Origin of the sequence: Ralstonia sp. PBBBR1, from assembly GCF_002256165.1 — a bacterium.
Lineage (GTDB): Bacteria > Pseudomonadota > Gammaproteobacteria > Burkholderiales > Burkholderiaceae > Ralstonia > Ralstonia thomasii.
In genome coordinates this window covers 293,343-319,199 of sequence record NZ_NKIL01000004.1, presented here as the reverse complement: position 1 = coordinate 319,199, position 25,857 = coordinate 293,343, and the positions used below count along the sequence as shown (strand labels likewise).

Annotated in this window: 24 protein-coding genes and 2 pseudogenes; 15 read left to right on the top strand and 11 right to left on the bottom strand. The window is 63.3% G+C overall.

Annotation, left to right across the window (positions count from 1 at the left end):
• Positions 1-36: 36 nt before the first annotated feature.
• The 4 genes and pseudogenes from CFE42_RS07640 to CFE42_RS07625 all read left to right on the top strand — a co-directional run bounded on the left by CFE42_RS07640 (position 37) and on the right by CFE42_RS07625 (position 3,633).
• Entirely contained in the window at positions 37-834 is a 798-nt protein-coding gene (locus CFE42_RS07640; protein WP_004632669.1) for a hypothetical protein, read from the top strand.
• A 21-nt stretch (positions 835-855) separates the two neighbouring features.
• A complete protein-coding gene (locus tag CFE42_RS07635; protein WP_004632671.1) occupies positions 856-1,884 on the top strand; it encodes an ABC transporter substrate-binding protein in 1,029 nt (342 codons plus the stop codon).
• 39 nt (positions 1,885-1,923) lie between these two features.
• Positions 1,924-2,708, top strand: a pseudogene (locus CFE42_RS07630) (hypothetical protein).
• Between the two features lie 262 nt (positions 2,709-2,970).
• Positions 2,971-3,633 (top strand): response regulator transcription factor, encoded by a 663-nt coding sequence (locus tag CFE42_RS07625; protein WP_004632676.1) that lies wholly within the window; start codon positions 2,971-2,973, stop codon positions 3,631-3,633.
• A 273-nt stretch (positions 3,634-3,906) separates the two neighbouring features.
• Here the strand turns inward: CFE42_RS07625 and CFE42_RS07620 are convergent, their stop codons facing one another.
• The 9 genes from CFE42_RS07620 to CFE42_RS07580 all read right to left on the bottom strand — a co-directional run bounded on the left by CFE42_RS07620 (position 3,907) and on the right by CFE42_RS07580 (position 16,303).
• The gene (locus tag CFE42_RS07620; RefSeq protein ID WP_004632678.1) at positions 3,907-4,962 is read right to left on the bottom strand and encodes a substrate-binding domain-containing protein; all 1,056 of its coding nucleotides are present in this window, start codon (positions 4,960-4,962) and stop codon (positions 3,907-3,909) included.
• A 155-nt stretch (positions 4,963-5,117) separates the two neighbouring features.
• Positions 5,118-8,024 carry a TonB-dependent siderophore receptor gene (locus CFE42_RS07615; protein ID WP_004632679.1) on the bottom strand — a complete coding sequence of 969 codons (2,907 nt, stop codon included), beginning with the start codon at positions 8,022-8,024 and terminating at the stop codon, positions 5,118-5,120.
• A gap of 113 nt (positions 8,025-8,137) precedes the next feature.
• Positions 8,138-9,310, bottom strand: a complete 1,173-nt coding sequence (locus CFE42_RS07610) for a substrate-binding domain-containing protein (RefSeq protein WP_004632681.1) — start codon at positions 9,308-9,310, stop codon at positions 8,138-8,140.
• Positions 9,311-9,366: 56 nt separating this feature from the next.
• Complete coding sequence (locus CFE42_RS07605) at positions 9,367-10,839, bottom strand: substrate-binding domain-containing protein (protein WP_004632683.1); 1,473 nt, start codon at positions 10,837-10,839, stop codon at positions 9,367-9,369.
• Complete coding sequence (locus CFE42_RS07600) at positions 10,839-11,870, bottom strand: hypothetical protein (protein WP_296157063.1); 1,032 nt, start codon at positions 11,868-11,870, stop codon at positions 10,839-10,841. Before CFE42_RS07600 ends, CFE42_RS07605 begins: the two co-directional genes overlap by 1 nt.
• A complete protein-coding gene (locus CFE42_RS07595; RefSeq protein ID WP_004632687.1) occupies positions 11,837-12,712 on the bottom strand; it encodes an ABC transporter permease in 876 nt (291 codons plus the stop codon). Before CFE42_RS07595 ends, CFE42_RS07600 begins: the two co-directional genes overlap by 34 nt.
• Positions 12,709-13,557: an ABC transporter ATP-binding protein gene (locus CFE42_RS07590; protein ID WP_004632689.1), complete on the bottom strand. Its 849-nt coding sequence runs from the start codon at positions 13,555-13,557 to the stop codon at positions 12,709-12,711. Before CFE42_RS07590 ends, CFE42_RS07595 begins: the two co-directional genes overlap by 4 nt.
• Before the next feature lie 2 nt (positions 13,558-13,559).
• Complete coding sequence (locus tag CFE42_RS07585) at positions 13,560-14,561, bottom strand: ABC transporter substrate-binding protein (protein WP_004632691.1); 1,002 nt, start codon at positions 14,559-14,561, stop codon at positions 13,560-13,562.
• A 377-nt stretch (positions 14,562-14,938) separates the two neighbouring features.
• Entirely contained in the window at positions 14,939-16,303 is a 1,365-nt protein-coding gene (locus CFE42_RS07580; protein ID WP_004632694.1) for an ATP-binding protein, read from the bottom strand.
• Positions 16,304-16,509: 206 nt separating this feature from the next.
• Here CFE42_RS07580 and CFE42_RS07575 point away from each other — a divergent pair, with 206 nt between their 5' ends.
• From CFE42_RS07575 to CFE42_RS07555, 5 genes are all read left to right on the top strand, one after another.
• Entirely contained in the window at positions 16,510-17,040 is a 531-nt protein-coding gene (locus tag CFE42_RS07575) for a hypothetical protein (protein ID WP_004632695.1), read from the top strand.
• 36 nt (positions 17,041-17,076) lie between these two features.
• A complete protein-coding gene (locus tag CFE42_RS07570) occupies positions 17,077-18,117 on the top strand; it encodes a PQQ-binding-like beta-propeller repeat protein (protein WP_004632697.1) in 1,041 nt (346 codons plus the stop codon).
• 140 nt (positions 18,118-18,257) lie between these two features.
• Positions 18,258-18,467 (top strand): efflux RND transporter permease subunit, encoded by a 210-nt coding sequence (locus CFE42_RS07565; protein ID WP_004632699.1) that lies wholly within the window; start codon positions 18,258-18,260, stop codon positions 18,465-18,467.
• 159 nt (positions 18,468-18,626) lie between these two features.
• Positions 18,627-19,295 carry a hypothetical protein gene (locus CFE42_RS07560; protein ID WP_024974334.1) on the top strand — a complete coding sequence of 223 codons (669 nt, stop codon included), beginning with the start codon at positions 18,627-18,629 and terminating at the stop codon, positions 19,293-19,295.
• Between the two features lie 836 nt (positions 19,296-20,131).
• The gene (locus tag CFE42_RS07555; RefSeq protein ID WP_004632703.1) at positions 20,132-20,560 is read left to right on the top strand and encodes a hypothetical protein; all 429 of its coding nucleotides are present in this window, start codon (positions 20,132-20,134) and stop codon (positions 20,558-20,560) included.
• Between the two features lie 374 nt (positions 20,561-20,934).
• Here CFE42_RS07555 and CFE42_RS07550 read toward each other — a convergent pair whose 3' ends face one another.
• Positions 20,935-21,561, bottom strand: a complete 627-nt coding sequence (locus CFE42_RS07550; protein WP_004632705.1) for a chorismate mutase — start codon at positions 21,559-21,561, stop codon at positions 20,935-20,937.
• A 160-nt stretch (positions 21,562-21,721) separates the two neighbouring features.
• On the opposite strand from CFE42_RS07550, the gene CFE42_RS07545 reads away from it, so the two are divergent.
• The 3 genes from CFE42_RS07545 to CFE42_RS07535 all read left to right on the top strand — a co-directional run bounded on the left by CFE42_RS07545 (position 21,722) and on the right by CFE42_RS07535 (position 23,749).
• Positions 21,722-22,072 carry a hypothetical protein gene (locus tag CFE42_RS07545; protein WP_004632707.1) on the top strand — a complete coding sequence of 117 codons (351 nt, stop codon included), beginning with the start codon at positions 21,722-21,724 and terminating at the stop codon, positions 22,070-22,072.
• Between the two features lie 73 nt (positions 22,073-22,145).
• Positions 22,146-22,472 (top strand): hypothetical protein, encoded by a 327-nt coding sequence (locus CFE42_RS07540; RefSeq protein WP_004632709.1) that lies wholly within the window; start codon positions 22,146-22,148, stop codon positions 22,470-22,472.
• 104 nt (positions 22,473-22,576) lie between these two features.
• Positions 22,577-23,749 (top strand): GGDEF domain-containing protein, encoded by a 1,173-nt coding sequence (locus tag CFE42_RS07535; protein WP_004632711.1) that lies wholly within the window; start codon positions 22,577-22,579, stop codon positions 23,747-23,749.
• A 131-nt stretch (positions 23,750-23,880) separates the two neighbouring features.
• Here the strand turns inward: CFE42_RS07535 and CFE42_RS07530 are convergent, their stop codons facing one another.
• Positions 23,881-24,264 (bottom strand): VOC family protein, encoded by a 384-nt coding sequence (locus CFE42_RS07530; RefSeq protein WP_024542333.1) that lies wholly within the window; start codon positions 24,262-24,264, stop codon positions 23,881-23,883.
• Between the two features lie 151 nt (positions 24,265-24,415).
• Between CFE42_RS07530 and CFE42_RS07525 the strand changes: the two are divergent.
• The 3 genes and pseudogenes from CFE42_RS07525 (at position 24,416) to CFE42_RS07515 (ending at position 25,849) form a co-directional block, all read left to right on the top strand.
• A pseudogene (locus tag CFE42_RS07525) lies at positions 24,416-24,722 on the top strand (DUF2164 domain-containing protein).
• 45 nt (positions 24,723-24,767) lie between these two features.
• Positions 24,768-25,160: a hypothetical protein gene (locus CFE42_RS07520; protein ID WP_024542334.1), complete on the top strand. Its 393-nt coding sequence runs from the start codon at positions 24,768-24,770 to the stop codon at positions 25,158-25,160.
• Positions 25,160-25,849 carry a Crp/Fnr family transcriptional regulator gene (locus tag CFE42_RS07515; RefSeq protein ID WP_004631305.1) on the top strand — a complete coding sequence of 230 codons (690 nt, stop codon included), beginning with the start codon at positions 25,160-25,162 and terminating at the stop codon, positions 25,847-25,849. The genes CFE42_RS07520 and CFE42_RS07515 overlap by 1 nt, the downstream gene beginning before the upstream one ends.
• Positions 25,850-25,857: the final 8 nt, after the last annotated feature.

Genomic DNA, 25,857 nt, shown 5'->3' with positions numbered 1-25,857 from the left:
CTTGTTTTCTTACGATGTCGTCCTGACGGAATACTCATGGCACTCAACTCGATTCGAGCAATCGCGCGCACCGTCGGAGCTGTCGCCGCGCTGATGGGGGCACTTCATGCCGGCGTTTCCGGTGCGGCGGAGCCTGCCGCCAGCGAGGCGCAGTCACTGATCATCACCTACCAGACCACTCCCGCGAACCGGCCGGCGCTTCGTCGGGCGATGGAGCAGTCGACCGCGCTCGAGCTTGCGCGCTGGAAGCGGGACGGACGGATCAAGCAGTACAACCTGCTCTTCAATCGCTACGCCGATTCGGACAACTGGGATGCCTTGGCCGTGCTGACATTCGCTACACCGGACGACCTGTATCGCTGGCGAGACATCGAGCGGACACGACCAGCGGGCCTTCCGAAGGAGGCGGCGACGGTCACGACCTCGATCCACACAACACCGGTCGATATGAAGCGGCTGGCATCGTTGGATGGCAAGTCTGCGCATGCGGTGTACGTGGTCATCCCCTACAAGACGCTGGTGTCGGAGCCCGACTATGAGAAGTACGCAGACGGCTATGTCATTCCGCAGTTCAAGGGATGGATGGAAGAGGGCGTGCTGCAGGGGTATTCGCTCTATACGAGCCGGTTCCCGGCCGGACGCCCGTGGAACGCGATGGTGGTGCTGCAATACAAGGACGAAGCCGCGTTGAGCGCGCGTGAGGCGGTCGTCGCGAAAGTGCGCGCGCGGCTGAAGGCCAACCCGGAATGGAAGGCGATCAGCGACGGCAAGAAAGACGTGCGTACGGAGTTGCAGGTGGTGGTCGCCGATCGTCTCGCCGTGAACCATGAATAACGCGCTGTTGAGGATTCTCCAATGAAAACCAGAATCGTTGCCCTGACGTTCCTTGGCCTGCTTGCGGGCCGCGCGCTGGCTGCCGAGCCGGCTTTTTCTGATGCCGTTGCTGTGCCGGAGCGCATTGTCCTGCTGGTTGACGAGATCAAGGCGATCCGCAATTTCCCCGTGGTTCTGGCCGAACGCCTCGGCTATCTGAACGATGGACGGACCACCGTGACCGTCATGAACATCCGTGACGACGTATCGACCGCCGAGATGCTTAACGATGGCCGCGTTGACGCCGTGATGGCGTACTACCACCACAACGTGGTCAACCAGTCGCGCGGCATCGCTACCGAGGCGGTGGTCACGCTGGGTGTCACGCCTGGCGCCAAGGTGCTGGTGGCCAACCAAGCAAAAGAGAAGTACCGCAGCGTAGCCGACCTCAAGGGCGCGCGCTTTATTGCCGGCGGGGCTGGCTCGTCGAAGAGCACGCTGGCCAACGCACTGGTGCTGGCAGGCGGACACGGCATCGGCGATTACACGCGTCTCGGGACGGACGGGAAGGAGAAGAACATCGAAGCGCTGCGCGACGGGCGGGCAGAGTTCGTTGTCGCCCCTACCCCCGACGGAGATGCCTATGAGTCGAAAGGCGTTGCCACCGTGTTTGCCGACCTGACCACGGTTGACGGCACGCGCCGGAATCTGGGCGCGCTGTTCCCGTCGAGCACGGTGTACATGTCGAGCGCGCGCGTGCAGGCGCATCCGGAAATCGCTCGACATCTGGCGCGGGCATTTGTTCGTACGCTGCGCTACATCAACACCCATACGCCTGAAGAGATCCTGGCGGTCATCCCGAAGGAGATCAGCGGGAAGGATCGTGCCGCCTATCTGACGGTGCTCAAGCAAGAGATTCCGATGTTCGCCAACGATGGACGCATGCCGGAAGACGGTGCCGAGAAGGAATGGCGCACCCTGGCGGCAGCCAACCCGAGCTACGGATCGGTGAAGATCGACCGGACCTATACCAACGCATTCGTTGACGAAGCGCTCAAGACCCTGCGCTGATGCGTGCTGTGCTCCGCGAACACTGCGAGGAAGTAAGCGATGCCGTTATCGCGCGCTGTGCGCGCCGCCGGGCTCGCTGCCGTGCTGGGTTTGTCCGCATGGTCGGCCCATGCCGCACTTCCTGATGAAATCCAGGTGTACACCGGCGACATCAATGCGCCGGGCGAACTGGGCTTGGAGTTGCATCTCAACACCACCCCCAGCGGTATCGGGGAACGGTCGTATCAGGGCGAGGTCACGACGCCGCAGGGCTGGCGCACAACCGCCGAGTTCTCCTATGGCTTGACACCGTCAATCGAGCTTGGGCTGTACGGTCCGACCACACTCACGCGGGACAACACCTTCTACGTCACCAGCCCCAAGGTGCGCATGAAGTGGATGCCAGTGCGGACGGAGGACGGCGTTGGCCGCTTCGCTGGTATCAACGTTGAGCTTGCCCACGTCGTATCCCGGTTCGAACAGTCTCAGCAGGCGGGGGAGTTACGCCCCATCTATGGCTATCAGAACGAACAATGGTTGTGGGCCTCAACCCCGTGCTCGATTGGAACCTGAGCGGGCCCGATCGCAGCGGTGTTCCCGAAGCGGTGCCTGCCTTCAAGGTTGCCCGTACGGTGGCGCCCGGTGTGCGCACCGGGCTGGAGTACTACGCGGGCTTGGGTCGCATTAACCATCTTGCGCCGTTGCGCGAGCAGCAGCACACCGTCTTCCTTGCATTCGACGTGGATCGCAAACCGTTCGTTTTCAATCTCGGCATCGGCCGCGGCCTGACGCGTGCTACGGACCGCTGGACGATCAAGTGGATTTTCGAGATTCCGTTTCATTGAGCAGGGCCACATCTGGGACGCATGCGAGTGACGGTATGTCGAATTCTGGTGCGCAAGTTTCTTCCTGCAGACTTATGTCACGCATGGATGGGCAGTTTTCGTGCCCTGCGCGTGTTTGGTATCGTCGGAATCGTTGTGGGAAATCGTTCTCTACGTACCAGTCCTGATTGCAATCAGCTGATAAGCAAGCATCATCTGGAGTTGAGGCGCTGCGTCCGCTTGTGGTGCGCGAAATGCCAGATGGAACTAGCCGAGGATGTGTATGAAGGCACTGATTGTTGAAGATCAAGATCGGTTAGGCCGGTTCCTTCAGCAGGGGCTGACGGAGTGCTCATACACCGTCACGCTGGCCCGGACCTGCGCAGCCGCGACCGATGCCATCGTTGAGTCTGCTTACGATGTCGTGATCCTCGATCTGGGGTTGCCGGACGGCGATGGTCTTGATCTGCTCCGTACTTGGCGCAAGGGCGGGTTCCAAGAGCCGGTGCTGATCCTGAGCGCACGTGATGGCGTACAGGACCGCGTGAAAGGGCTGGATATCGGTGCCGACGATTACCTCGCCAAGCCATTCAGTCTGGAAGAACTGCTTGCGCGCGTGCGATCGCTGGTCCGCCGCCATGCCGCCGTCAAGCAGGTGGTGCTCGAACATGCCGGCATCTGCCTTGATCTGCTCAGCCATACCGTTACCCTCAACGGCAAGGCGGTCGACCTGACCAGCCGGGAGTACGCGCTGCTCGAAGTCTTCATGCAGAACCAGGGGCGGATCCTGCCTCGCACGCTGATCTCAGAAAAGATCTGGTCGGCGCACTACGACGTTGATACCAATCTGCTGGATGTCTACATGAGCCGGCTGCGTGCCAAGCTCGAAGTACCGGGCAAGCCGCTTTTCAAGACCGTGCGCGGAGTCGGATACCAGCTCCTTTGACCCTGCCCTGGGGGCGCGCCGGCGGCGCCGATTGCATGAAATCAGTCCGGCGCAGACAGCTGCCGCAGTTCTTCGGCACGCTCGCGGGCATTGCTTGCAGCCGCGGTTGCGGATACCGCGAAAGTCGCACCACAGCGATGATGCATCCCACTTGGCGGTTCCTCTTGCGGACGGAGATTGCATGCATGGAGTTGTCTTCCATCCCCGTCCGTCCGCTCGCGGCGCTTCCGTTGTGGTCAACGGCTGCGCCGGGGCGAATACGGTCGTGTCTTCTTAGTCGAGCTTCTTCAACTCCTCCTTCACCACTTCCGGCTGAAGCGGAATGAAGACGCGTTCGTTGGCCACCGCCTGCTGGCCTTCCTCGCTCAGCACGAGCTTGAGGAACTCCTTGACCTTCGGTTCAAGCGGCTTGCCGGGGACCTTGTTGACGTAGATGTAGACGTAGCGGCTGAACGGATACTTGTGCGCATAGACGCTCTCCACCGTCGGCGCATAGCAGGTGCCGCCTTGCGTGGAAGAGAGCTTCAGGACCTTCACGTTGGGCGTGACGTTTGCCATCAGCGCGTAGGTCAGGCCCCCCGGGTGCGTGGCCATATCCTCAGCCGCGACGGTGAACGCGTGCGTGAAGCCCTTGCCTTTGACGAACTGGATGTTGTCCTTGTATTCGCCGCCGTGCATCGCCACTTCTTTGAAGTACTGCTCGATGCCGTTGACTGGCTTCAGGCCGTAGAGATGAATCGGGCGTGAAGCCCAATCCCCCGTAGCGCCGAGATCGCCCCAGGTGTTGACTTCCTTGTAGCCGAGCTTGCGCGTCTTCGAGTAGATGGCATCGAGTTGCGGCAGGCTCAGGCAATCGATCGGGTTGTCCTTGTCGACGAGGATGATGCTGGCCGCGGTCTTGCCCAGCGAGCCGACGCTGCCCGTGGCGACTTTGATCTCGAGCGGCTCATAGCCGAACTTGTCGACGAAGGCCTTGCGCTCGGCCGGAAACATTTCGCGGCCGACGGGCGCAAGGTCTCCCTTGCCCGAGACCAGGCCTGGTGCGCCGGCTCCGGAAGCACGCAGGTCCATCGTGAGCGACAGGCGCGGATACTGCTTGCGATAGATCTTGGTCCACTCCATCACCATCTCGTCCATGATGTCGGCGCCGACGATATTCAGCTCCTCTTCGGGTTTGCTTTCGACCGGGCCCGGATTCCATTTCGGAATCGACGGGTCGGCCTTCAGCGAATGCTCCGGCGCTGCGTACTTCAGTGCATGGGCGGGTACGGAACTCAGCGCGCAGATTGCGGCTGCGATACTGACGGCCAGGGTGGCTGTCCTTGTCATGGATGTCTCCTAGTTTGGGTGTCGACGCTCGGTTGGGCGTGATCGTCTCTACCTTAGGTGCCGCACCCGAATGCAGGATGAATGTGACCTGAAAGTTCGTTCAGGATTGGCTCTGGCAAACGTGAAACGTGCGCACGTCTGCCACGGGGCCCCGATTACATGTCGAACTTGACGTTGAACTTGATGGTGCGGTCCATGCCGATGCCGTAGGTGCCGGTCGTCACGGAGTTCCAGTAACGCTTGTTGGCGAGGTTGTCGATCGCGAGCTGGAATGTGGTGCGGCGCCCCTGAATGCGGGTGGTGTAGCTGGCACCGATGTTGTAGAGGCTGTAGCCCGGGATATAGCCCTGGTCCTGCGCGTTGACGGGCCGCTTGGAGATCAATGCAACGCCGCCGCGCAACGTCAGCCCAGGCACCGCAGCAGGGCTGTACGACACGCCAAGGTTGCCGGTCCAGTCCGGTGTGTTCTCCGGTGTCATGCCGTTGATCAGGGGCTGGTTCGGGGCCTCCTGTCGAGCTTTCAGACGCAGCACCGCAGCGTGGATGCGCCAGGCGCGGTTGATCTCATAGGTTGCCGTGGCCTCGACACCCTTGTAAGACAGGTCGCCGCTGTAGCCAAAAATGTTGGTGACCGGGTCGGTCACCGCATTACCGCGCGTGATCTCGAAATACGACGCACTAACCGACAGCCCCTTAAAGAACGAATCGCGGATGCCGAATTCCTTCTGCTTCGAGATGGCCGGTGCCAGGATCACGTTCGCGTTTGCAGCATTCGCGGGCGCTGTGCCGCCAGCTTCGAGCCCCTGCATGTAGCTGGCGAACAGCGTGGTGGTGGGCAGCACGTCGAACAGCACGCCATACGCAGGCGAGAACACATGGTTCTGCGACGTGACGGAGCCGGATTCCTCCGTGTCGAGCACCTGGCGCGCCCCCACCAGCAGCTTCAGGCGCTTGGTGAGTGCGATCGTGTCATAGGCGTACACCGCTGCGTCGGTGCTCGTCTGCGACGGGCTGGTCACCCCGGGCTTGGTGTAGACCGGTGGGTTCAGGACGATCGGGTCGAAGATGTTCTGGCGCTGTGGCAGCGTCATGTTCTGCACGTCGGCGGCCAGCGAATAGCGCGACGTGCGCGAGACGCCCAGGGTGAGATCGTGCGTGATGGGCCCGGTCGCAAAATGGCCCAGCACTTCGGTGCGGATGAAGGTATTGCGATATTCGTTGGTGACCGGCTGCACGTTCACCAGGCCGTTGGCGCCGGTGTTCAGATCGTAGCCGGAGATGCGCACGGTGGTGCGGTGGCGGTGCGAGCCCGAATAGCCGAGTTGGGTGAAGACCTTCCAGTCGTCGCTGATCTGGTAGTCGGCGCGGCCCTGCCAGTTGAAGGTTTCAGGGGTGTACAAGTCCCACCGGCCAGAGAGCAGGTTGCGCGGGTCCGGCACGCGCGTGATCGGTATGACGCCATTGACGGCTGGCTTGAGCGAGATGCCGGCCTGCTCAGGTACCTCGCGGCGGTAGTACTCGAAGTCGCTCTGGAAGGTGAGCCGCGAGGTGGCCTTCAGATCCAGGCCGAGGCTGACGAATTCGCCGTTGCCGCCCAGATCGTGGACGCCGTTCTCGTAGTGCGTGGCTGAGGCGTTCAGCCGCACGCCAAGCTGCTTCTGTGGGCCGTAGCGCCGACCAATGTCGACGCTGCCGCCGTACTGCCCGAACGTGTTGCCCGCCAGGCCGAACGTGGTGACATCTTGCTCGCCCGCGCGCTTGGTGACGAAGTTGATGATGCCGGCCGGGCTGGCGATCCCGAACATCAGCGCGTTGGCGCCCTTGAGCGTTTCAACGCGCTCCTTGTTCTCGATCGGGTTGGTGATGACGCCTGTGATCGGCAGGCCGCCGTCCAGGCGGTAATTAGAGAACAGGTTGAGCTTGATGCCGCGAATGGCGAAGGCATCATTGGCGCTGCCCGCCGAGTTGGTGGACACCACGCCGGCCACGTTCTTGATCGCCTCCGTATAGCCTTCCTGCGTCTGGCTCAGTGCGTGGCCGGAAGACACCTCCTTGGTCATCGGCAGGCTCTGCTCGTTGGCCAGCTCGGGCTTGTTGTATTCCTTGATGGCGTCGCTGCGCGGCGCCACGCCCGCGGCCGCGTACGGCGCATCGAGCCCGGACGCGATCGAAATGCGGCTGCGCAAACGGTCGGCGATGCGCTCGGCCTGCGTGCGTAACGCCTCCGGATCCGTGCGGGAGGAATACGGAAACACCACAGCCAGGACACCGATCGTGGTGCCCACCGCGTCCTTGACCGGCACCTTCCATTCATAGCGGGCGCCACGTGCATCGACGGCCCCGTGGGGTGTTCCGCTTTCAATGACGGCCAGGTCACCGGGCTCTGCTGCTTTGCCGTATCGGCCAATGTTGGACGCGATGATGGGATAGCCCGCAACCTTCGCCGTACGCGCGTGCAGCGCCAGAACCTCCACGCCGGGATACTGCTCAAGCGCGTCGTCGATCAGGAACTGCGCATAGGACTCGGTGGGGATGCGTTCGTCGAGCTGCATCGGCGCCGTCAGGCTCTCCGGATCGAGAATGCGGCGGCTAAGGTCATTGCGGTATTGCGCGGCCTGATGCAGCAGGGCGTCTTCATCGGTACCGGGCACATAAGGGAAGGTCAGCTCCGCAATGCCAATGGGCCGCCGGGCGATGTCGAACAGCGGCAGGGTCACCTCGACGTTTTGGTCGCCCTTGCGGTTGATCTCGACCATTGCCCGTCCAGTGCGGAACACGGCCACGTCTTCCGGGCTGGAGGGGGTGCCCACAAGTGCGGGCGTTCTCGAAGCCACGATCGTGCTCTGCCCGCCTGGCAGTGCGGCGTGCAACTCGATGCCGACCAGTTCCGCATGCCGTCGTGCGTAACTGTCGACGAGATACTGCGCATAGGATTGCACCCCGCCCTTGCGATCGACCTGGCTGTCCCGCGCACTCGGCGTTTGTGCATCTGCAGCCAGCGCCCGCATTTGCGGGATCGCCAACAGGATCGCCAGGGCCAGGGTTGTCTTGGCCAGTTTCATATTGTCTCCACCTTTATTGTTGCCCGGCCTGTCATGTCGGCCTGGTGCGTGTTGGTACTGCCCGACCGATGCCGTCGCGGGCATCGGCCTGTGTCAGCAGGTCCGTGGCGTGGTCAGTTGGCGCGGCCCTCCACCAATGCCCGCGCCGTGCTCACCTGTGATGCTCGTAGCGGCACATAGCGTGCATGGTCGAGTACCACCTGCTGCCCCTCGCGGCTGAGTACGAACTTCAGGAACTCCTCCAGTGCCGGGGGCAGCGGCTTGCCCGGGGTCTTGTTGGTGTTGAAGTAGGTCAGGCGGCTCAACGGATACGTAGCCAGGGCAACGTTCTCATAAGTCGGGGCCTGCGGTGTGTCGCCAGCCTTCTCGACCAGTGGCACGAGCTTGACGGGCGCATCCATGTAGGCCATGCCCGAATACCCAATGGCGTACCGGTCGGTAGCGACGTCCTTGGCCATCGGGAACACGAGCTTCTCGAACTTGATGCCATCGCGCCATTCGCCGCGCTTGCCGTCCGCGCTCAGCACCCGCTGGCGCACGAACTCCTCAAAGCCGTTCCAGGGGCGGATGCCGTACAGGTTGATCGGCTTGTCGGCCCACTCGCCGGTCAGGCCCAGGTCGCCCCACTTGGTAATGGCGGCACCCCCACGGGCATGCGTGGACGAGTACATCTGGTCGAGCTGCTGGAAGGTGATCTGCTCGATCGGATTGTCCTTGTTGACGAAGAAGGCGACGGTGTCGAGTGCGCCGAAGTGCCGGTACGAACCGCCCGAGATCGGCACGCTCAACGGGTCGTAGCCGAACTTGGCCTTGAACTTGCTGATGTCATCGGGCTTCAACTCGCGCGAGACGAAGACGAAATCCAGGTCGCCCTTGATCAGCTCGATGGCCCCCAGGCTGCCCGCATACGGTGGCGAGATCGACAGGTTGACTTCCGGGTAGTAGGCCTTGAACTTCTCCATCCACTTCTGAGCGAGGACCACCAGCACGTCGGACGCCGCGCCCTTGAAGGTGCCGCTGATCTTGATGTCGCGCCGCGGCTGATAGGGCGGGAGCTGCGTATCCAGCGTGGGCTGCAGGACTTCCGGCGCCGGCAGGTCTCGGCCGTGCTCCACGCCGGCCTTGGCCTGTGCTTCGGTCTGCGGCGTGTTCGTCGGGGTCGTTGGCGTGACCCACATCAGCATGGCCGTCGCGCTCGACTGTGCCTGCGCGTGGGCCGGCGCCAGCATCGCCAGCGATGCGGCGGCAGCCAGCGCCGTGGCGGCTAGCGTGATGGATCGGTGCATGGCGGTTATCTCCTCTCGTGTTGTCGTTCTATGCCGGTTCGTGTTCGCCTTCCAGCCTATTCGAGCTTGGCAAGCTCTTCCTTCACCTCTTGCGCGGTCAGGGGGTAGTAGCCGGAGTACAGGATGGGCTCCTGACCTTGGCGACTGAGCACGTAGCGCAGGAACTCCTTGATCGCCGCAGGCACCGGCTCGCCCGGGTTGCGTCGCAGGCGGACGTACATGTAGCGCGTCAGCGGGTAGCGGCCATTCGATGCAGTCTCGTGCGTTCCGTTGATGGCGGGGCTGTCGGCGTCCCGGGCTATCGGAACGGGCTTCACCCCCGGCCCGCCGTCTTCGAAACCGCCGAAGCCCATTGCTCCCGTGTCGGCCGCGATGGCTTTTGCGGTGTCGACCACGGACGCCTCGTGCACGGTGTTGCTCCACGCGCCACCCTTGAGCGCCATGATCTGCATCGACATGGCGTTTGGCGTGACGAGGGGCGGTACGTCGAGCGTGATCGGGCGATCGGCCCATTCGCCCGTCAGGCCGAGCTGGCCCCAGCGCGTGATGGTGGGCGATTGGCCGAAAATCGCGGCCAGCTGCTGCAGCGTGAGCCGCTCGATCGGGTTGACCGCATTGACGAACACCGCCTGCGCCGTGGTGCGCTGCTGGGTGTCGAACCCACCCCGCGCGACGCGGATCTCGAAGGGTTCGCGCCCGGCATTCAGTTGGGCGAACGATGCCGCCTCGTCGGGCCAGAGTTCGCGCCCCATGGGGGCCAGATCGGTTTCGCCGGCCATCAGCGCATGGAAGCCGTTCAGTGTGCCGAGGTGCTCCCAGCGGTCACCTTTGCGAACGCCGGGCTGCAGCGCGTGAAAGTCGTGCATCCAGCGCTCCATCAACGATTTCATGCCGTCGCTGCCGACGCTGCGGATCTCGCCCTTGACCGGCGCACCCGCAACGTAGCGGGGCAGCGCGGGGTCGAGCGTGGCGCGATAGCCATCGAGCCTGGGCAGTTCTTGCGCGATCTGGTTGGCGGGCAACGGTGCAAAGCCGCGCTGGCGTGCGGCGATCTGCTGCCCCTCGGGGCTCAACGCAAACGTAGCGAAATCCTTCACCGCCGGTGGCAGCGGCGCGTCGGGCCGCTTGTTGAACGCCAGGTAGACGGGTTTGCCGTTGCGTTGGGCCACCTGCACGAGCATCGGCGTCTTCATCATGTCGCCGGCGAACTGGTGCGCGTAGGGCGCGAGCTCGGCCGGTAGCGGCGGGCGCGTCATCGGGGCGACGTCCGCGAGTTCAAACATCAGCGCGCCGATTGCCGCGGCATCGCCCACATGCTGCCAGCGCGGGCCCCGGTTGAAGCCGGGCTGCCGCTGGAGCAATGCCTGCAGCCACGCGTCCATCAGCGGGCCCATCTCCCGGCTGCCGATGCTGGACAGCGCCGTGGTGCCGGTGCCCGGTTGTGCGGGCACAGCAGCGGTCGCGCAGGCCGCACCGGTCAGCAGCGTGGCCGCCAGCAGCGGGGCGAACGCCTTCCTGAGCTTGAGCATCACGGGTCGATCTCCTCTAGCGCCGGTGTTGCCGCAATGCGCGTCTGCAGTTCGTCGCGCAGCGCAAGGGCATGGGTTGTGAGGGTTTTCGTGTCCTGACCGCTGCCAAAGGCGTAACCGACGTTGAGTGTCCCGACGGCGATGCCGCTGCGGTTGCGGATCGGGAGGTCGACGCCGAAGCGCTTGCCGTTGGAATACACGCCGGTGATGGGAGCGGTGGTGTCGAGCACCTTCATGTCATCTGCATCGGCTTTCTTGCCATGGCGCCCGAAGGTAGAGCCCAGCAGGACAAGCTCGCCTTTGGGCTGCACCTTTGCACGCAGGGCCAGCACCGTCACTTCGGGGTGGCGCTGGAGGGCTTCCTCCACCAGCGTCTGCGCCCTGGATTTGGTGGTCACCAGCGGCGCGAACGGGTAGGGGTCCATCAGGTTCGTCAGGCTGAGGATGCGTCGAGACAGCGCATCGCGGATAACGCCGGCGATGCGCTCGAACTCCGCGTGGTTGCCGCCGACCGGATACCGCCAGACCAGGCCCAGGCTGCCGATGGTCTGCCCGCCCACGTCGTGCAGCGGCAGTTCGATCTCGATGCGCTTGTTGCCCTGGTCCATGGCTATGCGGTTCTTGCCGGTGGCGATCACGTCGAGATCATCGGCATCGGCAGCCTTGCCGATGCGGCCGATGTTAGAGGCAATGATGACGTTGTCCGCCGCGTTGGGCGGGGTCACGTGCATCACGACGGCCCGGAGGTCGGGATGCTGTGCGACGGTGCGGTCAACGAGTTCCTGGGCGTAACTCTTGACGGGAAACGCTGCCGGAACCTGGGCTTGCACAACCGATGCGGCAACGAGTGCCACGGCGGCGATGGCGCATTTTGGTACCCGCTTGGCCAATGCCTGGGCGCTTGTCTTGTGGGTCATCATGATGAAGTGTTCGGGTGGGGCACCGACCGGGAACGAGAGGGAAAGGGTTCGCCGGTTTCCAGCGAACCCGTGCCGACTCAGTGCGTGTCCTGCAGCGGTGCCGGACGCCATTTGGCCAGGCGCATTTCGACCAGCGTCATCAGGTATTCGGCCGCGAGCGCCACCACCATGATGATGACGATCGCCGCATACATCCCGGCTGCATCGAACGAGCCCTTGGCGATGTTGATCAGCAGGCCGATGCCGTATCGCGCGCCCACGAACTCGCCGACGATGGCACCCACGATGGCAAAGCCGAAGCTGACGTGCAGCGAGGCGAAGATCCAGCTCATAGCCGACGGGATGACCACCGAGCGCGTCAGTTGCCAGCCGCGCGCACCCAGGATCTGCGCATTGGCCAGCAGGTTGCGGTCGGCCTCACGCACGCCCTGGAATGCGTTGGCGAACACCACGAAGAACACCATCACGAACGACAGTGCCACCTTGGAGGTCAGGCCCAAGCCGAAGATCATGATGAAGATTGGCGCCAGCACCACGCGTGGCACTGAGTTGATCACCTTGATGTAGACCGAGAAGACATCGGACAGCATCCGATTTCGTCCCAGCGCGATGCCCGCGATGATGCCGGCGACCGCCCCCGTGATGAAGCCCAGCATGGACTCCTCCATGGTCACCCACAGGTGGTACCACAGCGGGCCGTCGGACGTGCCTTCGGTCAACCAGGTGTAGAGGCGCGCGACGATCTCCGACGGCTTGGAGAAGAAGAACTCATCGATCAGCTTCATCCGGACCAGCACTTCCCACCCGCCCAGAAAGACGATGAGAATGAAGTAGCGCCAGAAGTAGACGGTCTGCCGGCGACGCTTTGCACTGCGCGCGGCGGCGGCTTCAATCTCTGCCGCCGATGGAACGGAGACGCCGACCGGGGGTTTGAGGGTGGCTTGATTGTTCACGCGGCCTCCTTTGCCACGCGCGCTTCCTCTTGCGAGGCCCCGCGCTGCACTTCTTCGCGCAGATCGCTCCAGATCGTGCGCGAGATATCGATGAACTGCTGGTCGTACCGGATCTCGCTCGCCACGCGGGGGCGCGGGATATCGATCGTGTAAACCGATTTGACGGTTGCCGGGCCGGAGGTCAGCACGTAGACCTTGTCGGCCAGCGTGATGGCCTCTTCCAGATCGTGCGTGACGAACACCACCGACGCCTTGGATTGCGACCACAGGCGCAGCAGCTCGTCGTGCATCAGCACACGGGTTTGCACGTCGAGCGCCGAGAAGGGCTCATCCATCAGCAGGATCTGCGGACCGTTGATGAAGGTCTGCGCCAGCGAAACACGCTTGCGCATGCCGCCCGAGAGCTGGTGCGGGAACTTGCTTTCGTGCCCGGACAGATTGACGCGCGCCAGCCATTGGCGCGCGCTGGCGTAGGCCTCATCGCGCGCAACGCCGCGAAACAGCGGGCCTGCGACGACGTTGTCGATCACGCTGCGCCACGGAAACAGCGCGTCAGTCTGGAAGGCGAAGCCGATGCGGCTGTCGATGCCGTCGATCGCGTTGCCGAACAGCCGCACCTCGCCCGCGGAGGGTTTTGCCAGGCCAGTGATGAGGTTGAGTGTGGTGGACTTGCCGCAGCCGGTCGGGCCGACAACGGCAACGAACTCGCCGCGCTCGACGGTCATCGTGAAATCCCGGATCGCCGTCATCGATTTGCCGTCCGGTGTCAGGAAACGGCGACTGACGTTGATCAGCTCGATGGCCGGATTGGAGGTTGCTGCCGTTGGTGCCATTGCTGCGCCCATGATCACTTCACCTTGGTTACGAACTCGGTCGTGTACGTCTTTGCAAGGTCGATCTTCTTGCCCTTCACGTTCGGCGAGAACGCGCTCAGCACCGACAGCACGGTTTCCGGCCCGCCCTTGGGCATCACGCCGTCTGCCGTGAACATGGCCTTGCCGCTTTCCAGCGCCTTGACGTAACCGTCCTTGTCACCCACGTAGAAATCCTTGGGCATCTTTTCGGCAATCTCTGCCGCGCTGTGCGTGTTGATGTAGCGCAGCGTTTTCACGAAGGCGTTGGTGAGTTTCTGCACGGTGGGCTTGTTCTTCTCGACCCAGTCCGTCGGCATATAGAGCGAGGCGGCCGGATAGGTGCCGCCGAGTGCTTCCTTGGTCTTCTCTGCCGTACGCAGGTCGACCAGGACGCGTGCTTCGCCGGTCTTGAGCAGACGCGTGATCGTGGGCTCGGTTGTCATGCCGGCCTGAATCTTGTCCTGCTGCATGGCCATGATGAACGTCGTGCCTGCGCCCACCGGCAGCGAGGTGAACTGTCCGATCGGCACACCGGCCTTGACCATCAGGTACTGCGTCAGGAAATTGGTCGATGAACCCAGGCCGGTCACGCCCATCGTCTTGCCTTTGAGGTCGGCCATGCTCTTGACCTGCGGCAGCTTGCTCGACACCAGCTCGACCTCGCCCGGTGCATGGGCAAGCTGCACGACCGACTCGATGTACTTGCCCTTGGACTGCAGGTCGACGCAGTGGTCGTAGAAACCCACCACGCCCTGCACAGCACCGGCCAGCATCTCATTCTCTGCATCCACGCCGGCGCCTTCGTTGAGCAGCTCGACGTTCAGGCCTTCTTCCTTGAAGTAGCCCAGGCCTTCGGCCAGCTTGGCGGGCAGGTAGATGATCTTCTCGTAGCCGCCCACCATCAGGGTGATCTTGTCGGCCGCCTGTGCGGCAGGAGCTGCGGCCATCATGCCGGCGACGGCGGAACACAGCAGGAGTTTGTCTCGGGTTTTCATCGTTATGCGTCCTAGGTTGCGAGGGATCACGTGGTAGTTGGGTCGTTCCAACCGTGCCCATACACTAGACAGCCAGCCTGTCTCGAACGTGAACTGTTTCTGAAAGCGCGTTCAGGTCACGCCGGATTTCGGGGTGGGTTTTCCCTACATGCCGGTGCTCTGTGAGGGGTGTGCCCGAGCAACCGTGGAGATGACCAGGCGCTAGCAGCGGGCCCGGTGGTTTTGGAGCGAGTGCCGCGCTGGGACCCGTCACGGAGCGGCCGCGTGCAAGGACGCGGATGGCGCGGTATCACTCCAGCGGGATCGATCACTGCTCGCGGCAAACCTTTGCGTCGCAACGGCAGGCCGAAGTGTCGATCCTGGTCCCGCCGCCGGTATCACGCCGCGGGCGCGGCGGGAATCTCGATCACCACACGCAGCCCGCGCCCGACGTCGCGGCTGGTGGCCCAGATCTTTCCCTTGTGCATTGCCACAATGCTGCGGCAGATGGCCAGGCCCAAGCCGCTGCCGCGCTGATCCTGTCCGGGCGAGGGAAGGCGTACGAACCGTTCAAAAATGCGTTCGCATTCCTCGGGTGTCAGGCCGGGGCCTTCGTCCACCAGGCTGATGCGCCAAATGCCGGCCGCCAATGTCGAATCGAGGTACACCACACCGCCCTGGGGGCTCACCCGCAAGGCGTTGGTCAGCAGGTTCAGCAGGACTTGCCGGATGCGGGGGCCATCGATGTTGACCTCACCTTCGCCGCGGTGTGACCAATCGAAGACCTTGCCGCCATGCTCGGCCAGGGCCGAGGCATCCTGGCCGAAGGTGCTCAGGAGCGCGACCGGAGACTGCGGGCGCAGTTCGAGGAGCACGGCGCCGGCATCCGCGCGCGAGAGGAACAGCAGCTCATCGATGATCCGGTTCACGCGGCCGAGCTCCTCCAGGATGACGGCCACCGAATCCATCTGCTGCTGCGTCAGGCCCTCACTGACGAGCAGTCGCTCGGCATGCAGCGCCACCAGCGACATCGGCGTCTTGAGTTCATGCGATGCCTCCGCCGCGAAGCGCCGAATCTCGGCAAACGACATCTCCAGCCGGTCGAACATCTGGTTCAGGAACGCCGACAGCTGTGCGATCTCGTCTTTCACATCACCAACCGGGATGCGTTGGCTGAGGTCGTCGGAGCGGATGCGGTTGGCGGTGGCCTGGATCACGCGCACGGGGTGGAGGATCAGCCGGCTCAGGCCGTAGCCCACCGCAACGCTGATCACCAGCGCGGTGCCAAGCAAGCCAAAGAAGACCAGCCGGTATCCGGCCATCAGATCCTTCACCGGGGCCAGCGGCGTGGCCACGATGACATCGAACGGCGCGAGCTGGAACTCACTGACCCGCACCTCGCCAATCGTGCTCATGTTGATCGAATACGCACGCTCCCCCGCAATGTCGGGAATCGACTGCCCATGCAGGTTGCGCGACTTGAAGAACCGGTTCGCCATCGACGCATGCATGTCGATATAGAACAGCGACGACGCTGACTCCGTGGCCTGGCGGATGCGATCGTCGATCTCCGGCGGCGTCAGCTTGGCGTAGTCCCGGCCGAGGGTGGCCTTGAGGTGCTTGAACTGCGCCTCGTTGAGTTCATCGAGTTGCCGGACGAGATAGCGGTCGAGCAAGAAATGGCCCGCGATGAAGAGGCAAGCGAGCGTTGCCGTGACGGTAATGGCATACCAAAGGGTGATGCGGCTACCGATCGACTTCATGCGGGGTGCTCCAGTCTTATAGCGCGGAAGATCGTTCGCGTTTGGTTGCGCGATCGCGTTCCCGTTGATGCTATTCGATCCGGCGCCAGCCTGGCTGAATGAATTTTAAGGATCACTACAGGAAGCGTACAGAGTCCCCCCCTAGACTGGGCTCACGCTTCCACAGATCGGATGCGACCAACGACATCTCAAGAACGGAGACACCCATGAACAAGTTTTTCAAGCTGGCGCTGGCAACGGCACTGACCGGCATGGCCGCTTTGAGCAGTGCGCCCTCCTGGGCGGACAAGAACTGGACACCGCCGTCCCACAAGATCTACGGCCAGAAGCTGTCTGACGAGACGATGTCCAAGCATCCGGAACTGCTGAGCATCACGCTGCATGGCACGCCGCCGGGCCAGACCGACATCTTCACGATGTTTGCGGGTTCCTACCCAGAGCGTATCGGCAATGCGGACGACCCGGATGACATCGACGTGATCAAGAAGGGCATCACCATTGTCGACCCGCGCTGGAACCGCACCAAGGACAACCCGAAGAAGTTCGTCGTGCTGATGCCCATGCGCGATGCCAAAGGCAACAACATCGGCCTCGTGGTCTACGCGTTCAAGAATCCGCCGGCCAACCCGAACACCAGCAGCCAGGAAATGGCGTACCTGAAGAAGTCGAACGCGCTGCGGGATGCACTGGCCAAGAAGATCCCAAGCTACGACGCCTTGTTCGAGCAGGCCAACTGAAGCGGTGCGCCGCATATGTGAAGGGTGAAGACTCCCATGAAAGTGAACATTCGCACGGTCGCCACCGCCGTGGCGCTCGCAGCATCGACGCTGCTGTCCAACGTTGCCTTGGCGGGCGAGCCTTTGCACCTGCTCAGCCGCACGGATCTGCCCGGGTACGACGGTGATTTCGATCACTTCGGTGCGGACATCAAAGGCAACCGGCTGTTTCTGGCCGGCGAAGACGGCGGAACCTTGGAGGTCTTCGATCTGCGCAGCGGCGCACACCTAAAGACCGTCAAAGGCATGGAGACGCCGCACGCCATCCACTATGAGCCGAAGACCAATCGGCTGTTTGTCAGCAACAGCGGCGCCACCCTGAGCAAGGTGCTCGACGGCAAGAGCTACGCAGTGATCGGCACGATCCAGCTGACGCCGGGCGCTGACGTGATGAGCTACGACCCCTCGTTGCGCCGGTTGTGGTTTGTCACCGGTGGGAAGAACGCGCCTACCAAGATGGCCAAGACCCTGGTGACGCGGGTGGATGTTGACTCGGGCAAGACACTGGGCGAAACCACGTTTGATACCGACTTTACGGAAGGCATCGTGGCCGAGCAGGCCGGATCGCGCGTGTTCGTCAATGTTGCCGGCAAGGGCGAGATTGCCGTGCTCGACAAGAGAACGGGGCAACTGCTGAACACTTGGCAGATCAAGGAAGGGAAGGACAACTCGCAGATCGATCTGGACGAGACGAACAAGCGCTTGTTCGTGATCACCCGCAAGCCGTTCAAGCTCGTGGTCATCAATACGGAGACCGGGCAATCGGTGGCGAGCTTCGATGCGCCGGGCCGCACCAACGGCATGATGTTCGACGCAAAGAACCGCCGCATCTACGCAGCCGGCGACGACTACATTGCCGTGTTCCGTCAGCGCGATGCCGACCACTATGACGAGATCGCGCGGGTGCCTTCGGAAAAGGGCGCAAAGACGGCGTTCCTGGTACCCGAACTCCACCGGCTGTACGTGGCCGTTGGCGGTTCGGCGGACACCAAGGCCGGACTGCTGCGTTACGACGTGCTGCCCGGCAACGCGAAGTAGCGCTGCAGCGTCGGGCGCATCCCTGTGCGACCTGCGTGTCGCCGGGGCGCGCTGCGCCTGCCGCGCCCTTCTCGCACGCTCTCTAACCCTGGGCAATGCTGCTGCGTACGGCACGAGCGTTGTCTGGAGCAAGCCGCTGTATGACGCAAGTGCGAACTTCGCCCGCGAGCGCCTGCATTGGCGCCGGCGCTGAGCCGCGCCAGCCGCTCGGCGTTTCGATCGTGGGCGGCCTGCTGCTCTCGCAGCTGATCACGCTGTTCATCGCGCCGGTGCTTTACCTCGGGTTTGACTCGCTTGGCGCGTCGCGCGCGCGTCCGGAGCCCATGTCCGCCATCTCCTCCCAATCCTGAGCGGACGCATTCATTTCCTACTTCACCCATCAAGAGACGCTTATGCATCAGCCATTTTCGAGCAGCGTGAGAGCACGTCTGCGCCGCACAGCGCGCTGGTTGGCACTCATTGCGAGTGCCGCAATCGCCGGGCCCGCTCTGGCGCAAGGCGGCCCGCCTATGGTGACAGACGACCCCGAAACGCCCGGCGATGGCCATTGGGAGGTCAACCTCGGCGCGATCGCAACCCGTACGCACGGGCGCCTGGAGGTGGCCGCACCCGACGCCGACATCAACTACGGCTGGGGCGATCACATCCAGCTCAAGGCCGACATTCCCTGGACGTTTGTCCGTGACGATGGCCAGCGGTGGAAGTCGGGGCTGGGAACCGGCAACTTCGGCGTGAAATGGCGCTTCATTGATCAGGAGCAGGCGGGGTTCTCGGTGTCGACCTATCCGCAGTACAGCCACAGCATGCTCGATGGATCCACGCGGCGCGGCATTGCGAGCGACGGGCACGAGTTCTTCCTGCCGCTTGAGTTGGCAACCGATGTCGGAGGTTTCGGGGTCTCGACCGAGGTTGGCCGCAACTTCGTTTCGGGCGGCGGCGATAGCCAATGGATTGCGGGCATCGTTGCTGGCCACGCCTGCGGTGAAGGGCGCGAGTGCATTGCCGAGGTGCGCAGGACGCAGGCCCCCGGCGTACACCACACGTTGCTGAACCTCGGCATGCACTGGAAGATCAATGACACCTACACGCTGCTGGGCGCGGTCGGCCGCGAGTTCGGAGCGCCCGCCGAAGATGGGCAGCAACTGCTGGTCTATCTGGGCCTGCAGATCACCCGATAACGTGGTCGATGGTGTGCGCGCAACCCGCATGTGGTGAGACGGAGGAGCACGGCATGGATCGCCCTCCGATCGACGACCGGTGGGCATCGATCGATTTGCTGCCCCGCCGGCGAAGCCATGGCGCTTGCGCTATCCGGGGCGCAAACCGCGTCCGCATCGGGTTGCTCGGGCCGGCATCCTGTTTGTGCTCGGCACGGGCGTCCGCTGAAGCCAGTTGCCGGCGGAAAGGCGGGGCAGGACTCAGTTGCTGGCGCCGGCTGCACGAGCGGCAGCGGGCACGCAGCGGGATTGACTGCTCGGCGCTATGTTCGCGCTGATGGCAGCGCCGAGCGTATCGATGGTTCGCGGGTGGCTTAGGGATACGACACCGGCATAACCGGCATTCAACAGGCGTGAAGCAACGGCAGTTCCATGTGAGCGGGAAAGAACGCCCTATGCCTCATCTATGTTTTGCCACTCAGACTGCCCTCGATGGAGGCACCCAACAGGAGGCATGTCTCGTGAATGCGCTCAGATCGTCCCGATTCAAGCGATGGCTTAGCAATGTTCCTAATGTGACTTTCTCATTCTGCGTGCCCAAGAGCCTATCCCCCACCGTCGGAGAAACTACCGCCGTCTTCCTCGCGGTTTGCGCTGGCCTTGGTCAGGTGTAACCCGTTTGGCAATGGCGTCACTACCGGCTGTTGCCCTGATAGTGCAGTAGCGCACGAAGCGCTGCATCCCATGGATCTACTGATTGTCCGCTGTCCTAGTGAGCGTGATCGGTACCCAGAGCACGGATCTATTGACCGACGGCCCTCCGACTCATCCGCACCGCCAGCCTCGAGGGAACACCCATGCGCCATTCTCATTGCTCAATCGCTCGCTCTGTCGCCGTTGCGGCTGCCGCTGTCTTCGTGTCGCTTGGGGCAGGCTGTTCCAAACCGACAGATGCAAACTCTGCGGGCACGGATAGCGCTTTCGCAGCGCGCTCGGCGTCCAAACTCGGAGACCTGACCTCGTTCCGAATCATCGTCGCCGACGCGGCCAACTTCGTGGATGAGGGAAACCTGGCAGCCGCGAAAACGCGAATCAAGGATCTCGAGGTCGCCTGGGACTCGGCTGAAGCCAGCTTGAGGCCCAGAGCACCGGACGATTGGCAACTTCTGGACAAAGCGATTGACCGCGCATTGGCGGCGCTGCTAGCCGACCCTCAGGACTCTACCGATTGCAACGCGGCCATGGAAGTGTTGCTCGAGACCTTGAATTCGCTCAGCAGAAGTTGACCACCAGGCCTTGCTGGCGGGGTGCAGCGATTGAAGAATGGCTCATCCCACGAATGCGCTACGTTTGAGACGCTGCGAGCGATTTCGGCATTTTCGTTCTTTGTTTTGGAACCGCGAATGAAAACTTTGGCGGGTGAGGCGGATTTCTAGCTGCAGCGCAGGCCTACCGGATGAGAAGTTTGACCCGGCAGGCCCAGGGGGCACGTTTGTCAATCAAGGCGTTGCAAGCGCCGGAAATGAGAACCATATTTTTGGCCGATAGTCGCGGCGCTGAGAACATCGCCTCTTCTCGCATAGCCGGTCTTCTTGGGCCGGCTTTTTTGTTCTCGTCTGCGGCGCGTGCCCGTTGAGGACCGCGCCGTTTTTTCATGGGATCAGCGGGTGGAGCAGAGCCGTGCCGTTGCACGGTCCAGTGCAATGCGATGCAGGGAATCGAGCGATTTCTCCTGCGCCACACGGCCGGTTTCGTTCGCCACCTGCACGGGGCAGTCCGCCTGGCCGCGTGCCGTGGCAGCCTCGCGCAAGGCTTGCAGGATGGATTTCTGCAGTTCGTCCAGCTTGGGGCGAATCACCTCCGGCAGGCTCTGCCGCTGCGCGGTGGGCGCGGCTCCAGTCCGGCGCCAGTCGTTCAGCAGGGCGTACTGCACTTCCTTGTTCGCCTCGATCTGGTCTGTGAAGACGTCGCTCACGTCCGCCGCCGCCAGGCCGTAGGCGGTCGCCTGCGACGAGGCGTTGGCGATGACCTTGGCTTCGCGCGCGGGGTCGTAGACCGGCTGGCCGCTGTCCCATTTGCTCAGTGCGACCTGATCCGCGGTAACGAGGCGATCGGCCAGATGGCGGAGCAATGGCGCGAAGGCGCTTTCCTGCGCGTGAGCCGGGGCGACGCAGCTTGCCGCCAACAACAGGGCGCAAGCAATTCGGGGTGTCATCAACGTGTTAAAGGCGTTCTTCATGCTCGGTACCGGCCGATTGCCGCGTGTCATGAGGTTGGGAGCGGCCATCATACCGAAGCGAGAAGTGTCCGGCGTGCGCAGCGTTGTTCCGATGCGCGCCGCTAGGCCATTTGCACGTGCTGTCTGCCATAAACCCAGGTATCATGCGGGCTGCGCGCCGTTTTTGTCTGCAAAGCCTGCGGCGGCGCGGCTAGCTGAGCATACGACGATGGATTTCTACCCCGATCTGGAAGGTTTGCCGCTGTTTGCCAAACCCGCTTTCGGCTGGGAGGAACCGGCGTCGGCATCGTCCGCCGAAAACTTCCCGACCAAACCCCGCCGCTTGCGCCGATGGCGCGGCCCAATCACGCATTGGGAACGCGGCTACCGCTCCCACTATTACCGCGACAAGCGTGGCAAGAAGCTCGGTGAAATCCACCTGAGCCCCCGCGGTCAGGCGCCGCTGCTTTACCGCTGGCTGGCCGGCACGCTCTCGGGCATCGAGGGGTCGCTCACGCACGCACGCATGCGGGTGGAGGAGGCAATCGGGTTTGGGATGCGGCAGATGGCGCTGTTCTGAGCGGGCGGCCCGGCGTGTTGCTGGGCACGGCCGATGCGTCAACCTTGGGTTCACCACGACGAGGAGAACCCCCATGCCGACCATCGTCCGCATCTTCACAGACCATGCTGCTGCTGAAGCAGCTCGCCAAGCCGTGTTGAACACCGGCCTTACCCGAGAGCACGTCGCGCTGTCGCACCAGGGTGACGAGGCAGGTGCCTTGTGCGGCAACTTCCTGTGCGGCGACTACGAGCCCGGCGGCGAAAGCGCCGGGACCTACGAGCGCAAATTCCAGAACGTCGTGATCGGGGGGCGCTTTGTGCTGACCGTTGACGCCGAGCCTGCCCAGGTGGACGCCGCCGAAGCCGCGTTGCAACCCGCCGGCGGATATGCCGTAGACGACCTCGGACCTAAGCGTTGAGTTTGGCCGCGGTAGCGGCTGCGGTGTGCCCCACCACCCGGTGATGTTCGCAACGCGCGGCTTTTCGTAGAATCCCCGCCACAAAAGACCTTGCGGGAGTGCTCATGCTGGATCCAGGCGTCGCCATTGCCACGTCGGCGCTGATGAGCTTCGTGCTGCTGGGGTTGCTCGGTTCGTTGCTGCGCGCCGGCAAGGCAGGCATCGCCGAATGGTTTGGCGCCAACTTGGCCGTGGTGGTGGCACTGCCGTTGATCCTGCTGCGCGGGAAGATTCCCGATGGCCTGTCGGTTGTCGTGGCCAATGTCCTGTTGGCCTTGGGTGGGGCTGCGTACTACGCAGGCTGTGCGCGTTTTCTCGGCCGCCGGCCGCAGTGGCCCATCCTGCTGGCAGGTGTGACGGCGGTGGGGGTGGCGGTCATCTACTGGCGCTACGCTGTCGACAGCATCCCCATGCGGGTGTTTTCGACCACGCTGTTTTCAGCCGCCTTCTGTACGGCACTGGTGTGGATGCTGTTGCGCCATTCGCCCGCCGGTCGATCGACGTATCCGTATCGGGTCACGGCCATCATTGCCTTCGTGTTCGGCGTTTGTCAGCTCGTACGCGGCGTCTACTTCCTGACGCTGCACGCGGCGTCCAATCCGAGCATGTTTGCCACCGCCGGCAGCGTGCTGTTGCTCGTGGTGGCAGCGGCCATCATGCCCATCCTGTCGATGTCGGCCATGCTGATGGTGCATGACGCCCTGCTGGCCGACGCGCGCGATGCGGCCAACCGCGATTTCCTGACCGGTGCGCTGTCGCGCCAGGGCTTCGAGGCGCTGGCGCGCCGTCATGTTGGCCGTGTGCTGAGGGACGCGAGGCCGCTGGCATTGCTGATTCTCGATCTGGATCATTTCAAGCGCATCAACGACACCCTCGGCCATGCTGCTGGCGATGCCGTGTTGCGCGCGTTCGTGCAGATGGCGCAAGCACAGTTGCGGCCCACCGACGTACTCGGGCGCATTGGCGGCGAAGAGTTTGCGTTGCTGCTGCCCGACACGGACAGCAGCAGCGCCATGCACCTGGCAGAACGCTTGCGCAAGGCCGCTGCCGCGCACGTTGTCACGGCCGGAGCGCAGTCTTGCAGCTACAGCATCAGCGGTGGCGTGGCGGCCTGGCAGCCCGGCGAATCGTTCGATCGGCTGAGCGCACGCGCAGACCGCGCGCTGTACGACGCCAAGCATCAGGGGCGCGATCGCATCTGCGCGGCCGATGTGGTCAACGTGGCTGCGGTGGCGTAGCGTCGCGCGCAAGGCAACGGCAATCCGCGCGGCTGCCTGTCGCGGTGCCGTACAAGATCGTGCCGATGCCTTACGAAGTCCGGCGGATGTGTGCCTTGGTCGCGCTGCCCGAGAGGCGCAAGGTATGCGAGCTACGATCCCAGGTCATACGGCCGCGTCATGATCTCCAGAAAATGCCCATCCGGATCGTCGAAGTACAGGCCGCGCCCGCCGTTGTGTTCGTAGGTTTCACCCAGGCGCTTCTTCGCGGGGTCTGCCCAGTACGCCAGTCCCTTCGCCTGGATGCGTGCGAACGCCTGCTCGAATTCGGCATCGCTGACGAGAAAGGCGTAGTGCTGCATGGCGATGGGCGCATCGCTGTCGAAAAAGTCGAGCGATACGCCGTTCGATAGCGGCACGACCAGCATCTGCCCGAACGGGATTGGCTCGGGCAGGTCGAGGATGTCGCGCAGAAAGCGCGTGGACTTCTGCTTGTCGCGGCACCAGACGATGGTGTGGTTCAGTTCGATACGCATGCGGGTTCCCAGGCGTGGCGTGCGATGCAATCGTGCTGATGACACGATAGGCGACGCATGCCCGCATGCGCAACCGCGCCGCGCATCAGCAAGTTCCTTGCCCGCAGAGCCCGATATGGCGCCATTTCAGCCGCTTCGGCACGCCGGCGTTTTGCGCAAAGCCTGCCGATTTGACAACGCTGTCGGCGTCTCCTTTTCTGCACTGGCTTTCCGCGACGTCCGCGAAGAAGCCGTCCAATCCATCCAGCGCTACTTCACCGAGCAGTTGGACGAGCGCATCGGCAACATCCAGGCCGGCGCGCTGCTCGGTTTCTTTCTCGAAGAGATCGGCCCCGCGGTCTACAACCTCGCCGTGCAGGAGGCGCTGGAACGTCTGCAGACGCGCGTAGCCGAGCTGGACTATGAGTGCCACCGGGGAGCCGTTCCAGTACCGGAAGAAATTCGACAAGCGCCTATAGTTCCCGGCTAACATGCCCGGATTCCATCCCGGCCGCTTCGTTTCCATGTCTTCCTTGCGCGCATTCTTCGGCACCGCCTTTCGCTGGCAGCGCGGCCGCCAGGGCACGGGCTACGACAAGATGCTGCTGGCCACCGCGCCGTGGCCCATCCCGTTCGACAGCTACCTGATCCGCTACCCGGATGGTTCCGAAATTCCCCCACATACCGACCCCGTCACCAACGGCCGGCACTATCGGCTGAACATCGTGCTGAAGTCGCCACGCGCGGGCGGCGAGTTTGTCTGCGCGAAACCGATCTTCCAGACACGGCGTATCAAGCTGTTCCGCCCCGACGCGTGCGAGCACAGCGTGACGCGCGTGGTAGCCGGCAGCCGGTACGTGCTGTCGGTCGGATGGGTGTTAGGGCGCCGAGGCTCAGTGCCGGAAACTGAATCGTGATGAACGCATTTGCCGCCAACCCCTGGTTCCGGAGCCTCGCGCCGCACGTTGCCGACGCGCTGTTCGAAGCCACGGTGCCCGTGCAAATCGCCGCCGGCGCATTTCTCTTTCGTCAGGGCGATCCGATGGATGCCGGTTCGCATGCGTTCTTTGGCGTGGCCAGCGGCGCGCTCAAGCTCTCCATCTTCAATGCCGACGGAGATGAAGCCATCCTCACGTTGGTGGAGCCGGGCAACTGGTTTGGCGGGGTCTCGACGCTAGATCAACAACCGCGCGGCCATTGCGCAATCGCGCTGGAAGCGTCGGAAGTGCTGGCCGTGAGCGTGGTGCAATTTGAAGTACTGATGCGCGATGCTGCATTTGCCGGAGCGATTGCGCGGCTGGTGGCGACGCGCTTGCGGCTGGCGTATGGCTCGCTGGCGAGTGCGGCGCTGCACGGTACGCGGGCGCGTGTGGCGCGGCGTATTGCTTCGCTCGCGCACGGCGATGTGTCGCAATGGGCAGAGGGGCGTGCGAGCATATCCACCTCGCAAGACGCGTTGGCGATGATGCTGGGCATCAGCCGGCAGACGCTCAGCAAGGAGCTGCAAGCGCTGGTCAAGCTCGGTGCGATCCGCCTGCGCTATGGCCATATCGAGATTCAGGATATGGCGCTGTTGCTTGGCGCGAGCGAAGCTGGCGCCGACTAACCCGCCGC